We start from the raw sequence: 13142 nt of genomic DNA on the forward strand, positions 1-13142 counted from the left end.
CCATCGCAGCGGTGACGGCTCGACTGATCCGCATTGGAACGCCTCTCAACAGCACCTCACAGACATGTCCCAACGTCCGCCCGCGCCACCATCGCTCCAGGAATTGCGCAAGGAGATCGACGCGATCGACGAGGGCATGCATCGCCTGCTGATGCAGCGCGGCGACATCATCGACCGCCTGATCCAGGTGAAGCAGACCCAGGAGGTCGGCTCGGCGTTCCGTCCGGCGCGCGAGGCCGCCATGATGCGTGACCTCGTCCAGCGCCATCGCGGCATCCTGCCGCTCGACACCGTCGAGAGCATCTGGCGCGTCATCATCGCGACGTTCACTTACGTTCAGGCGCCGTTCTCCGTGCATGCCGACATTTCGGCAAGCGAGCCCGCGATGCGCGATTCCGTACGCTTCCATTTCGGATTCACCGTGCCTTACGTCGCGCATTTCAGCGCGCAAGCAGCGGTCGAGGCGGTGGCGAAATCCAAGGGCGACCTTGCGCTGGTCTCGGCGACCTCCAGCCGCACACCATGGTGGCTGGAGCTGGAGGCAGAAGGCGCACCGAAGATCATCGCGCGGCTGCCTTTCGTCGAGCGCGCCGACCATCCGGCGGCGTTGCCCGTGTTCGCGGTCTCGCGCGTCGCCGACAGCGCCCTGGTGACGGAGGTCGAGACCTTCAGCGTGCGCGTGTCGGGGTGGAACGCCGAGGTCGCGCGCGCCCTGTCGCCGCTCGCCGAGATCGTGGCGGTGCCCGATACCGCCTTCGACGGCGCCGCGCTGCTGGTCTCGGTCACCGCGACGAGCAGCCTCGACAAAATCAAGACTGCCCTGATCGAAGCGGGTGCCTCGGTGCGCTCCACGGCCCTCGTCGGCAGCCACGCAACGCGCTATACGGTGCCCCCGACCGGGTCGAAATCGTAAGTCGCGAACCGCTTAAGCCATTCCGGAGTTAAAGATGTCCCGCCCCGTGCCGAACCCCGGCATTCTCGATATTGCGCCCTACACGCCCGGCAAGACCCCGGTGCCGGAGCCGGGCCGCAAGGTGTTCAAGCTCTCGGCCAACGAAACGCCGTTCGGGCCCTCGCAGAGGGCGATCGAGGCGTTCAAGCACGTGGCTGATCATCTGGAAGACTATCCGGAAGGAACCTCGCGCGTGCTGCGCGAAGCGATCGGGCGCACCTTCGGGCTCGATCCCAACCGCATCATCTGCGGCGCCGGCTCGGACGAGATCCTCAACCTGCTCGCTCACACTTATCTGAGCCATGGCGACGAGGCGATCTCGACCACGCACGGCTTCCTCGTCTACCCGATCGCGACCATGGCGGTCGGCGCCAGGAACGTCGTCGCGGCGGAGAAGAACCTCACCGCGGATGTTGACGCCATCCTGAAAGCCGTGACGCCGCGGACGAAACTGGTCTGGCTCGCCAACCCCAACAACCCGACCGGCACCTATCTGCCGTTCGACGAGGTCAAGCGCCTGCGCGCCGGCCTGCCGTCGCACGTGCTGCTGGTGTTGGACGCGGCCTATTGCGACTACGTTTCGCGCAACGACTATGAAATGGGGATCGAGCTGGTCGCGACCACCGAGAACACGGTGGTAACGCACACGTTCTCCAAGATCCACGGTCTCGCCGCGCTGCGCATCGGCTGGATGTTCGGCCCCGAGCATATCATCGACGCGGTCAACCGCATCCGCGGTCCCTTCAACGTGTCGACGCCGGCGATGTACGCTGCCGTTGCCGCGATCGAGGACACCGCGCACCAGGCCATGTCGAAGCAGTTCACCGAGACCTGGCGCAACTGGCTCGCTGAGGAGATCGGCAAGCTCGGGCTGAAGGTGACGCCGAGCGTCGCCAATTTCGTGCTGATCCACTTCCCGACCGAGGGCAAGACTTCGGACGCAGCCGACGCCTTCCTCACCAAGCGCGGGCTGGTGCTGCGCGGCTTGAAGAACTATGGCCTGCCGCATTCGCTGCGCATGACCATCGGCACCGAGGAGGCCAACCGCCTCGTCGTCGAGGGCCTGCGCGACTTCATGGCCGGACGATGAGCGCGACCCCGCACTTCCAGCGCGTCGCGCTGATCGGCTTCGGCCTGATCGGCGGCTCGATCGCGCGCGCTGCGAAGCTCCAGGGCCTGGCTGGCGAGATCGTCACCACCGCGCGCTCGGAGAAGACGCGCGCACGCGTGATGGAGCTCGGCATCGTCGATCAGGTCGTGGCGACCAATGCGGAAGCCGTGAAGGAGGCCGATCTCGTCATCCTCTGCATTCCCGTCGGCGCTTGCGGGCCGGTGGCGCAGGAGATCGCCGCGCATCTCAAGCGAGGCGCGATCATCTCCGACGTCGGCTCGGTCAAGGGCGCCATCGTCAGGGATATGGCGCCGCATCTGCCGAACGGCATCCATTTCGTGCCGGCGCACCCTGTCGCAGGCACCGAGCATTCGGGCCCCGATTCAGGCTTCGCCGAGCTTTTCATCAACCGCTGGTGCATCCTCACCCCGCCGGAGGGCGTTGATGCGGCTGCCACCGATCGCCTGCGCGCGTTCTGGGCGGCGATGGGCGCCAAGGTGGAAATCATGACGCCGGATCATCATGATCTCGTGCTCGCGATCACCAGCCATCTGCCGCATCTGATCGCCTACACCATCGTCGGCACCGCCGACGAGCTGGCGCAGGTGACGGAGTCCGAGGTCATCAAGTTCTCCGCCGGCGGCTTTCGCGATTTCACCCGCATCGCCGCCTCCGATCCGACGATGTGGCGCGACGTCTTCCTCGCCAACAAGGAAGCCGTGCTGGAGATGCTCGGCACCTTCACCGAGGATCTGGCCAAGCTCACCCGCGCGATCCGCCGCGGCGACGGCGAGGCGCTGTTCGACCACTTCACCCGCACCCGCGCCATCCGCCGCGGCATCGTCGAAATCGGCCAGGACTCGGCCGCGCCCGACTTCGGCCGGCCGCATGCGCAGCTCGGCAACAAGCCGTAGCACTGAAGCAGCCCGGATGGAGCGCAAGCGTAATCCGGGACTTGCGGCTGTATTGAAGAACCCCGGATTGCGCTTCGCTCCATCCAGGCTACAGCAATCAATACAGCGGCGGGATCTGGCCGACCTTGACCGGGCCGAGCAGCACAGCGCCGTCGACGAACTTCAGCGGGAAGCTGCGAGCCTTCTTGCCTTCCAGCGTGCTCTCGGTGCCGATCGAATTGATGCCGGCGGCAACGCCGGCATTGGCGTTCTGCTTGATGACTTTGCCGAGGCCGGGAACGGCACGGTCGAGCGCACCGAACAGATTGTTGAGGTCCTGTGACTTCACGCCGGGCGCAACGCGATCGAGGGTCGCCTGCGGCACCCCCTCCTCCAGCATCTTCTCGATGCCGAGCGCGGGGATCACGCGATCGAGACCCGTCACCGTCATCTGCAATTCGCCGTCGAGGCGGCCGTTGGCCGAGAGCCCGAGCGTGCCGGCCGCAACCGCGATCATCTCGCCCTGCTGGATCCGGGACTGCACGATCTCGATATGGCCGCCGGCGGCCTGGATCTCGCGGAAGCGCTGCGGCCACGGCTTTGGCGTGAGGTCGGAGAGTCCGGTGATCTTCGCCCGCGTGTCGGCTTCGAACGGCTCGGCGAGCAGCGGATGAACGCCCTGGATGCTGCCCTGCGCGATCTGGAGCACGGTCTCGATCACGGGATGATCGGACGTCGATCCATCCGCAAGACGTCCATGCAGTTCGACCTGTTTCGCGCGCGCGAGCGGTACCTGCACGCTGCCGTCGACCCGATTGACGGTCGGGTCCTCGAACACGATGGAGGCGCGCTCCGGCACGGCGGGCAGGCCGAACACGCTGCTGCGGCCCTTGCTCCAGTTCACGACGAAGGTGCTTTGCGTGACGCCGTCAGTGAGCGTCGCGGGTGCGGTGAATTCGGCGATGACGCGCTTGGGATCGTAGACCTGGGCGACAACCAGGATGTTGTCGAGCTTCGCCGTGAACGGCGTCTTGCTGGCGTTCTGCGACACCAGGGCGACGCTGGCGCCGGAGCATTGGACCTCGAAGCGGAAGGGGAAGCCCGCGATCGAGCGCTTGGCGCAATCATAGACGCGGCCGGATTTGGCCTCCTGCGCGCGCCAGGCGTCGGCGGCGATTTCGGCCTGCGACGCCGCATAGAACCAGAAGCAGCTCCACGCCACCGCGAGGATCAGGAGGATGACAGGGGCGATGAAAAGGCCCCAGCGGGAGCGCCGGCGCGCGGCAACGGTCATATCGGACATGCGGCGATCCTTTGACCCCTGATTTTGTCAAATGTAAGCGAGGTGCGGCTGCGACGAAAGGCTGAGAATTCGCTTCGCTTGGGGGCGCGGTTCTGGTAGCCGTGCCCGAAATGTCGGAAATCACCCTCCCCTCCGTCACCACAGCCAAAGGCGACCTCTGGGTGTTCGGCTACGGCTCGCTGATGTGGCGGCCGGGCTTCGAATTCGAGGAGCGCGTCCCGGCGCGGCTGGTCGGCGAGCATCGTGCGCTCTGTGTCTATTCCTTCGTCCACCGTGGCACGCCGGAGAAGCCGGGTCTGGTGCTCGGACTCGACCGCGGCGGCGCCTGTCGCGGCATCGCCTTCCGCGTCGCCGAAAAGAACCGCGCCGACGTCGTCGCCTATTTGCGCGCGCGCGAGCAGGTGACGTCGGTCTATCGCGAAGTCATGCGCTCGGTGTGGCTGGAGAACGACGCGCGGCAGCGCGTCTCCGCGCTCGCCTATGTCGTCGATCGCGGCCATGTGCAATATGCCGGCCGGCTGTCGCTCACCGACCAGCATCGCCACGTGCTCCAGGGCCACGGCCAGTCCGGCGCCAACCGCGACTACGTGACCGCGACGGTGAAGGCGATCGAGGCCGAAGGTTTTCGCGATGCGCCGCTGCATCAGCTTGCCATGATGCTGCATGGTGATGCGCATTCTCAGCACGCGCCGGCTCCGTTGGACGATCGGGAAAACCGCTAGCTCTCCGACGGCGCATAGCTCGGCGCCGAGCCGATCAGCTGCTCCTGCTCCTTGCGGCCCGCTTCGACGAGGCGGCCAGTCGCGTCTTCGATCACCGTTTGCACACGGGAGAGAAACTCGTCCTTGGGCAAGCCCGGCGGCAGCGGATCGAGGAACTCCACCACCAGCGTGCCGGGATAGCGCATGAAGGTGCGGCGCGGCCAGAACAGGCCGGAATTGAGCGCGATCGGCAGGCACGGCGCGCCGCAGGACGAATAGATCTGCGCGAAGCCGCTTTTGTAGTCCGGTGGCGCGCCCGGAGCGCGGCGCGTGCCTTCGGGAAAGATCACGAGCTGCGCGCCGCTGCGCACCGCTTCCCGCGCACGCCGCGTCATGTCCAGCAGCGCCTTGACGCCGGCATTGCGGTCGATCGCGATCATCCCCGTCTTGACCAGGAACTGGCCGAACACCGGGATCTGCATGAGCTGACGCTTGAGGATGAAAATCGGACGGTCGAAAAAGCCCGGCAAGACGAACGTCTCCCAGAACGACTGGTGCTTCGCCACGACGACCAATGGTCCCGTCGGTATCCTTTCGAGGCCGCGGAATTCCACCTTGATGTTGCAGACGGCCCGCATCAGAAACAGCGTCGCCTTCGCCCACCATTGCGCAACCGTGAGCATGGCGCGCGGCGGCAATGCGAAGGTCGGCAGCGCCACGATCGCGAGGCACACCAGCACGGCGTAGAACAGCACGTTGAACACGAGCGATCGCAGGAAAATCAAGAACATCGAGGATCCGATCAATTGCCGATCAGTTGCCGATCAATTGGCCTGTGCGGTGGCGGGCCGCTTCGGCTGCAGCCCGGAAGGCTGCTCCGACATCTCGGGCGAAAGGTCAATCCCGAAATCCTCCAGCCGCACCCTGAGCTCGGCCGCGATGTACTTGACATATTCCGACAACAGCAGCCGCAAGGTGGACGCCGAGGTCCACCACGGCTCCTCGCGCCATTTGTCGCCGACCACCACGAACGGGATCAGTGTCGTCTCCGGCATCGCATGCGAGAATTCCACCAGCGCGCGCGGCATGTGATAGTTCGAGGTCACCACGATCAGCGATTTGAAGCCGCGTCCCGCGGCCCAGCGCCGCGCTTCCGCGGCATTGCCGCGGGTCGAGACCGCGGTGCGGTCGAGATCGACGCAGCAACGCATGAAGGACTGGTTCTCCGGCAGCGTCCGGGAGATGTCGCTCGCCGTCGAGGTCGGGTGCACACCGGAGATCAGGAGCCTCCTGCCGTAACCGGCAGCGAGCAGCTCCATCGCATCCGACACCCGCGAGGAGCCACCGGTCAGCACCACGATGCCGTCCGCCTTGCGGTCCGGCGCGATCTCGGCGCCCCGCAATTGCGACAGAAACGCGATGAAGCCCGCCGCCGCGCCGACAAAGGCGAGCGCAATCGTCGATATCACGGCCGCGCGCAGCCAGCCGCGCGGCAGTTTCGGCGATCGATCGTCGGTCGGCGCGGTCATGCGATGTCGGTGATCCCTTCCCAGAGGTGATTTTAGGACGTTTTGAGGCGAAGTGGAGTCCGGTTTGTCGGCCTCAATCGATGTGGCGAAGCACTGGGGCCGCGAACTAGATTTCCCCTCTCCCCTTGTGGGAGAGGGTGGCTCGCCGCGATAGCGGCGAGACGGGTGAGGGGTATGTCTCCGCGAACTGGCATCGACGTTCGTGCACGTGGATAGAACCCCTCATCCGGCGCTTCGCGCCACCTTCTCCCACAAGGGGAGAAGGAAGAAACCATTTCAATCGACATCATTCAGCGTCGCGAACAGCGTCTGGCGCGAGGCGACCGCGGTGATGGCGCCGATCAGCACGGCCTGCACCGCAAGCACGATGTAGCCGGACGGCCGCAGCGAGAAGGTGCCGAGCAGCGCGGCGAACTGGTCGCCGACGGGGGTGCCGGAAAACCAGCCTGCAATCGACTCGGAGAAGCCGAACACCAGCATGGCGGCGCCACCGCCGATCACGCCGCCCTCCAGCCCCAACCTGAGGAAATGACGCAGGAAGCGGTTGGCGATGTAGCGGTCGCCGGCGCCGACGAAATGCAGCACCTCGACGATCGGACGGTTCGCCGCCATGGCGCCTCGGGTCGCGAACGACACCGAGATGATGGTGGCGACGATGACGAGCGCGAGGATGCCGAGGCCGGCGAGCACGGTGGCGTTGGTCATCGAGCGCATGCGCTCGATCCAGGCGCGGTGGTCGTCGACGCTGGCGCTTGGCGCCACCTGGGTCACGCGGGCGCGCAAGGCGCCGAGATCGAGCGCCGTGCCGGGCTGCACGCGCGCGATGATCATGCGCGGCACCGGCAGATCGTCCATCGACAGCCCGGTGCCGAGCCAGGGCTCGAGCAGCTTGCCGCTCTCGTCCTTCGTGAACGGCTTGACCTCGACGATGCCGGCTTGCGCGCGCATGGCCTCGGTCACCGCCGCGGTGTCGCGTTCGAGATCGCGGCCGGTCTGCGGGCGGACCTGGATGGTGATCTCGCTGGCGACATCCGACTGCCATTCGGCGGCGGAGGCGCTCACCAGCAGCACCGTGCCGGTCGTCATCGAGGCCAGGAAGGTCATGATAGCGACGACGGCGACCAGCGCGCGGCCGTGGATCGAGGCGCGCGGCACGATCGGCGACATGTTGCGCGCCCTGGCCGGGAGCGGCGGACCCTCCTGTCCGAGATCGACCAGCACGCCGCGCTCGTCGGGCCTATTCATAGACGTGCAGCCGTCCCTGGTGCAGCACGAAGCGTCGCGCCTCGTACTGGTCCATCAGGGCGATATCGTGGGTGGCGATGATGACGGCGGTGCCTGACTTGTTGAGTTCGATGAACAGCCGCAGCAGGCGGCGGCCGAGCGTCGGATCGACGCTGCCGGTCGGCTCGTCGGCCAGCAGCAGTTGCGGCCGGGAGATCACGGCGCGCGCGATCGCCGCGCGCTGCTTTTCGCCGCCGGACAGGATCGGCGGCAGCGCATCCATGCGCTCGCCGAGCCCAACCCATTTCAGGAGATCGATGACCTCCTTGCGGTAGCTCGATTCGCTGCGGCCCATGACGCGGAACGGCAGCGCGACGTTCTCATAGGTCGTCATGTGGTCGAGCAGGCGGAAATCCTGGAGCACGATGCCGATGCGCTTGCGCAAGTCTGCGATCTCGTCCTTGCCGAGTTGCGAGATGTCGTGACCGAACAAATTGACGAGGCCCCGCGTCGGGCGATGCGAGAGGAACAACAGGCGCAGCAACGAGGTCTTGCCGGCGCCGGACGGGCCGGTGAGAAACTGGAAAGAATGCGCCGGGATCTGGAAATTGAGGTCGCGCAGGACCTCGGGCCCCAGGCCGTAACGCAATCCGACATTTTCGAACCGAACCAAGCTCAGCTCCGTTCGAGAGAGGCCGCGGGCCGCACGGCTGTGCTCCGCCATACGGGATCAGCGGGTTTTGCGGCCGTTATGGTTTCCGGTTCGTTAACGGTCGTCCTGTAGCATAATTGGCAGCATCTTTCCCGCTCGGTTCTCCGCGACCGTGTCACCGTCAAGACTTGTCCATGCATCAAGGCTCGTCCATGCATATCGTCTGCCCTCATTGTACGACATCCTACGCCATCAAGCCCGCGAGCCTTGGGGCAAACGGCCGGACCGTGCGCTGTTCCCGCTGCAAGGAAACCTGGGTCGCCCATGCCGAGGATGCCATCGAGGAGGCATCTGTCCCGGCCATGGCCGCGGCCGGCCGGAGCGACGACCAGTCCGATCTCGCCGAGCAGTGGAACTCCTATGCCCAGGACGACGGCGCCGCTGACGCGCCTGTCGTTGACAGCCCCTCGATCGCCAGCGACTGGCCGGACCAGGAAGCCACCGACACCGAGGACGAATGGTCCGCGGCCGCCCGGTCCGTCGAGGAGGAAGTCGTCGGCGAACAGCACCAGTCCTGGTTCCGTGGCCTGTTCGGCCGCCGCCGCGGCGCCCGAGTGCACCGTCCGGTGGCCACCGCGGCCCCGCGAAAATCCCATTTCGGTCTGCCAACCGCCTGCGCCGCCATGGGCGCGCTGGTGCTGGCGCTGGTGATCTGGCGCGGCGACATGGTGCGGCTGCTGCCGCAGACGGCCGCCTTCTACAGGATGGTCGGCCTCGAAGTGAACCTGCGCGCACTGGCCTTCAAGGACGTCAAGCTCTCCAGCGAGACCGTGGACGGTAAGCAGGTGCTGGTGATCGAGGGCGTGATCGTGGGCCAGGGCAAGAAGCCGCTCGACATTCCCCGGCTGCGCTTCGCGGTGCGCGACGCGCAGGGCGCGGAAATCTACGCCTGGAACGCCGTTCTGGAACAGACCGTGCTACAGCCCGGCGAGCGCGCCTTCTTCCGCTCGCGCCTGGCCTCGCCGCCGCCGGAGGGCCGCAATATCGACGTTCGCTTCTTCAACCGGCGCGACATCGCCGGCGGCAGCGTATAATCGATTTCGCAGGTCTCGCAGGCAAAGTTGGTCGCGAGATTGATCCCGAGGTTCGTCTCATGTCCAAGATCCTGATCGCCGACGACGAGGATTCGATGCGCCAGCTGGTGGCGCGCGCAATCGCCATGGATGGCCACGAGATCGTCACCGCGCAAGACGGCGCCGAGGCGCTGGAGATCCTCACGCGCGCCGACGGCGGGTTCGACCTGCTGCTCACCGACATCCAGATGCCGGTGATGGACGGCATCGCGCTGGCGCTTTCCGTCGCACGCGATTTCCCCGATTTGACCATTCTGCTGATGACCGGCTTTGCCGACCAGCGCGAGCGCGCCTCGAACCTCAATGCGCTGGTGCACGACGTCGTGACCAAGCCATTCTCGGTCGCCGACATCCGCACGGCGGTGGCGGACGCGCTGGCGGCGAAGAAGGGGTAACGGCCTCGGGTTCGTAGCTTGTAGCCCGCATGAGCGCAGCGACATGCGGGACCGGCGGCCCCGGATATCGCTTCGCTCATCCGGGCTACGAAAGCTGCGACAGCCTCAAAAATCCTTCAGCAGCCGCTCGATATAGTCGAGCTCGATCTGCGGGCGCGAGCTATCCCCCAAGCGGCGGCGGAGCTCCTCGAGGATACGGCGGACGCGCTGGGCGTCGATCTCGCCGGGAATCTTGACCGTGTAGTCGTCGCTCAGATCGCGGCCGTGAAGTGGGCGGCCGAGCGGATCGGTCTGATTGCCCCCGCTCTGCTGGCGGCCGGCGCGGTTGCCGGGGCCATCGCCCTGCCCGTCGCCATCGCCCTGCTGCATCGCCTCGGCCATCTTCTGCGCGCCCTTGCGCAAGGCCTCGAGCGCTTTCCCCTGCGCGTCCACCGCACCGTCCGAATTGCCTTCGCCGAGCTGCGAGCCGGCATCGCCCATGGCCCCGTCGGCGGCGTCCAGACTGCCGTCGTCATCGCCCTGGTCACCGTCCTGATCGCCATCCTGGCCCGGCTGTCCCTGCTCGCCCTGCTGACCCTTCTGCCCTTTCTGGCCCTGGCTCTTCTGGCCCTTTTGCCCCTTCTGCGTGAGGCCGCGCTTGGCGAGCTCGTCCTGCAGCTTCTTCAGGCGATCCCGCAGCGACTGCTGATCCTGCTGGAGATCCGACATCGACTGGTCGCCCTGCTGCTTGCCGCGCGAGCGCTCACGCCGGGAATCCTGGCCCTGCTTGAAAGTCTTGTCGCGCAATTGCTGCTGCTTGCGGATCATGTCGCTGAGCTCGTTGAGCGCCTGCTCCATATCGCTGTCGCCGGATTGCCCGGGCTGCGCCATCTGGAGGTTTTCCATGATCTGCGCGAGCTGCTCGAGCATGCGCTGGGCCGCTTCTTTATTGCCTTCGCGCGCCGCCTTCTCGATTTGCTTCAGCAATTCGTCGAGGTCGCGCTGCGTGATGACCGAACGATCGCGATTGGAGGATTGGCTCTTTTCCGTCGCGCGCTTGTAGTCCTCGAGCTTCTGAATCGCATCGGATTGATTGTTCAGGCTCTTGCCGGATTCCTTCTGCCTGAGGCTGTCGCCGGAATCCTGCATCGCCTTTTCAGCGCCATCGAGCAGGGCATCGACATCCTGATCCTGCTGGGCAGCCACGGGCGAGACGCCTCCCAACAGGAAGGCGAGGCAGGCGATCGAGATCGCCTTCAAGACTGGCACGCGTGCTAGCTTCCGCATTTACGGTCTCGCGTCGACTGGTTGGCACCGTCGTTGCCCGGCTTCGCCCGGTTGTTCGCCGACTTGCGATAGGCCTGAAGCTGCTCGCGCAACGCGTCCTGCTGCTTCGCCAGCTCTTCGAGCTGCTCGGGCGTGGCGTTCTGGGTCTTTTGTTTCAGCTCGACGGACTTGTCGAGGATGAGCTGAACCTCTGCCGGGAAAGGCTGCCGCGGTCCAAGCGGATTCTGCTCGGCGCGCCGGGCGAGATCGCGCACCTTGCCGGCCATCGCCTCGCGAAGCTTTTGCGTCAGCGCCTTGATCTCGTCCTCGCTGGCGCCGCGTTCCAGCGCACGCTTGAGCGCATCCTGAGCCGAGCGCAGCGCGGCGTTGACGCTGCCGGCGACACCGTCGTCCTCGATGGTGACCGCGAACGCCCACATGCTTCCCACCACATCGCGCAGCGCGTCGTCGGTGCGGGCGGCTTCCAGCTGCAGCGCCAGGCTGCGCAGGCCGAGATAGCAGCCCGCATCCGGCGTGAACAATTCGGGCGCGATCATCAGCGCGTCGAGCGCGGCATAGACATCCGAATTCTTGTTGGCGTCGAGCGCGAGGATGCGGCGCTGCTCGACCAGCGCGCGCGCGAGCGAGTTGGTGAACAGCCGCTCGGGCAGGCGCATGTTGAAGGGCTCGCTCCTGGCCTGGTTGCCGGCCTCGTCCTTGGCGGTGAGGGTCAGCGTGACGTCGGCGCCGGCATAGGGATCCTCGCTGAGATCCTTCACCGTCTGGCCGACGCCGTTGCGGGTGCGCGCATTCGGCAGCACGAGCGGAAATTGCGGTGGCTGGAATAGCGGCCGCGCGGCGGCCTTGGTGTCGGCCTCCTTGCTGCCATCCTTGACACCATCTTTGGCATCGCCGGGACGCAGCCCGATTTGCGCGTCGGCGCCGGTGACACCGTAATCGTCCTCGACCTTGTAGGTGAGCTGGAGTCCGCCACGGGCCTGGCGCTCGGGATCCTTGGCCAGCGCAATCGTCGGCGCCCGGTCCGGCGTTGCCGCAAACGCCCATTGCGGCTGGCCCGAGGGCGCGCGGACATGCGCGGTGCCGTCGCCGCTGATGGTAAAATGCTTCTCGTTGGTGCCCTTGGGCGCAGCTTCGGTGGGCGCGACTTCCTTGAGGCCGCCGGAGACGACAACATCCAGGCTGCCGCCGGAGGAGCGCACGATCAGGGTCGAGCCTGCGGGAACGGCAAGCTGGCCGCTGGCCGGCAGCGCGGCGGCCTCCTTGTTCGCGGCCGACAGGATGACCGGCGGCTTGCCGGTGTAGAGCGGCGGCGTGACCCAGGCATCGACGCGGACATTCGTCGGGGCCAGCACGCCGTTCCAGTGGAAGGCGGCCCCGAGCCGCATCGCACGCTCGTCGCCAGCGGCGAAGAAGGTCGCAACCAGCATCACCATGACCAGCGCGCGCAGCGCCCAGGGATCATGCAGAGCGAGCCGGGGCTTCGGCAGACCGGCGCGGATGCGCTTGATCGAAGCCAGCGTGCGCTCGCGCTGCGCCCGCCACAATGCCTGCGCAACCGGGTCCTGCGAGCTCAGCGTGTCCGTCAGCGTGGTGGCCGGCCGGTGACGGATGCCGGAGCCGCGGTCGAGCCGGGCCAGCGCCTCCTCGCGGCTCGGCCAGCGAAAGCGACTCAACGGGAACAGGACGGCAATCGCGATGCCGGCGAAGACAAGGAGCCCGATGGCGCGGGCAATGGACGGCAGCGCCAGCCAGAGGCCGGCCCATGACACCACCAGGAACAGGCCAGCGACGGTAAGAAGCCGCGCCAAATTTGGCCAGGCACGCTCCCACGCGATGGCATAAGTGGCCCGCTGCAGGGCTTGCGCCAGCTTCAGCCGCGACAGAGCGTCGCCATCGCGGATCGGGTCTGACGGGTCGGGGGTGACGCCGTTCAATCAACTCTCCAGGTTGCCCGGTAGAGAAGCGTACCACAACGGCAGCACT

13 protein-coding genes are annotated in these 13142 nt (G+C 66.4%); 6 read left to right on the forward strand and 7 right to left on the reverse strand.

Translation table 11 applies throughout. The annotated features are described in order from the left end of the window. Nucleotides 1-64 precede the first annotated feature (64 nt). The 3 genes from AC0L2F_RS02265 to AC0L2F_RS02275 are packed head-to-tail and all read left to right on the forward strand — an operon-like array spanning nt 65 to nt 2977. Nucleotides 65-913: a chorismate mutase gene (locus tag AC0L2F_RS02265; protein WP_007615290.1), complete on the forward strand. Its 849-nt coding sequence runs from the start codon at nt 65-67 to the stop codon at nt 911-913. A gap of 34 nt (nt 914-947) precedes the next feature. Further along, nucleotides 948-2042 carry a pyridoxal phosphate-dependent aminotransferase gene (locus AC0L2F_RS02270; RefSeq protein ID WP_007615291.1) on the forward strand — a complete coding sequence of 365 codons (1095 nt, stop codon included), beginning with the start codon at nt 948-950 and terminating at the stop codon, nt 2040-2042. Beyond that, nucleotides 2039-2977 (forward strand): prephenate/arogenate dehydrogenase family protein, encoded by a 939-nt coding sequence (locus AC0L2F_RS02275; RefSeq protein WP_473247344.1) that lies wholly within the window; start codon nt 2039-2041, stop codon nt 2975-2977. The genes AC0L2F_RS02270 and AC0L2F_RS02275 overlap by 4 nt, the downstream gene beginning before the upstream one ends. Nucleotides 2978-3074: 97 nt before the next feature. On the opposite strand, the gene AC0L2F_RS02280 is transcribed toward AC0L2F_RS02275, so the two are convergent. Next, nucleotides 3075-4259: a DUF2125 domain-containing protein gene (locus AC0L2F_RS02280; protein WP_063994093.1), complete on the reverse strand. Its 1185-nt coding sequence runs from the start codon at nt 4257-4259 to the stop codon at nt 3075-3077. A gap of 110 nt (nt 4260-4369) precedes the next feature. Between AC0L2F_RS02280 and AC0L2F_RS02285 the strand changes: the two genes are divergently transcribed. Next, nucleotides 4370-4981: a gamma-glutamylcyclotransferase gene (locus tag AC0L2F_RS02285; protein ID WP_473247345.1), complete on the forward strand. Its 612-nt coding sequence runs from the start codon at nt 4370-4372 to the stop codon at nt 4979-4981. On the opposite strand, the gene AC0L2F_RS02290 is transcribed toward AC0L2F_RS02285, so the two are convergent. The 4 genes from AC0L2F_RS02290 to ftsE form a co-directional block, all read right to left on the reverse strand. After that, complete coding sequence (locus AC0L2F_RS02290; protein WP_473247346.1) at nt 4978-5751, reverse strand: lysophospholipid acyltransferase family protein; 774 nt, start codon at nt 5749-5751, stop codon at nt 4978-4980. The two genes, AC0L2F_RS02285 and AC0L2F_RS02290, sit on opposite strands and share 4 nt — an antisense overlap. A 33-nt stretch (nt 5752-5784) precedes the next feature. Further along, entirely contained in the window at nt 5785-6489 is a 705-nt protein-coding gene (locus AC0L2F_RS02295; RefSeq protein ID WP_007615296.1) for a YdcF family protein, read from the reverse strand. Between the two features lie 276 nt (nt 6490-6765). Further along, nucleotides 6766-7734 carry a cell division protein FtsX gene (locus AC0L2F_RS02300; protein WP_007597308.1) on the reverse strand — a complete coding sequence of 323 codons (969 nt, stop codon included), beginning with the start codon at nt 7732-7734 and terminating at the stop codon, nt 6766-6768. Then, nucleotides 7727-8386 carry a cell division ATP-binding protein FtsE gene (gene ftsE, locus AC0L2F_RS02305; RefSeq protein WP_008135325.1) on the reverse strand — a complete coding sequence of 220 codons (660 nt, stop codon included), beginning with the start codon at nt 8384-8386 and terminating at the stop codon, nt 7727-7729. Before ftsE ends, AC0L2F_RS02300 begins: the two co-directional genes overlap by 8 nt. A 191-nt stretch (nt 8387-8577) precedes the next feature. Between ftsE and AC0L2F_RS02310 the strand changes: the two genes are divergently transcribed. Both AC0L2F_RS02310 and AC0L2F_RS02315 read left to right on the forward strand, forming a co-directional pair. Beyond that, nucleotides 8578-9459 (forward strand): MJ0042-type zinc finger domain-containing protein, encoded by an 882-nt coding sequence (locus tag AC0L2F_RS02310; protein ID WP_473247460.1) that lies wholly within the window; start codon nt 8578-8580, stop codon nt 9457-9459. Nucleotides 9460-9518: 59 nt separating this feature from the next. After that, nucleotides 9519-9893: a response regulator gene (locus AC0L2F_RS02315; protein WP_063994095.1), complete on the forward strand. Its 375-nt coding sequence runs from the start codon at nt 9519-9521 to the stop codon at nt 9891-9893. Between the two features lie 105 nt (nt 9894-9998). Here the strand turns inward: AC0L2F_RS02315 and AC0L2F_RS02320 are convergent, their stop codons facing one another. Both AC0L2F_RS02320 and AC0L2F_RS02325 read right to left on the reverse strand, forming a co-directional pair. After that, on the reverse strand, nt 9999-11159 hold the full coding sequence (locus AC0L2F_RS02320) for a DUF4175 family protein (protein ID WP_456653287.1): 1161 nt from the start codon (nt 11157-11159) through the stop codon (nt 9999-10001). Then, nucleotides 11147-13093, reverse strand: a complete 1947-nt coding sequence (locus AC0L2F_RS02325) for a TIGR02302 family protein (protein ID WP_473247347.1) — start codon at nt 13091-13093, stop codon at nt 11147-11149. Before AC0L2F_RS02325 ends, AC0L2F_RS02320 begins: the two co-directional genes overlap by 13 nt. Nucleotides 13094-13142: the final 49 nt, after the last annotated feature.

The sequence above is a fragment of the Bradyrhizobium sp. Ken64 genome (genome assembly GCF_055807555.1).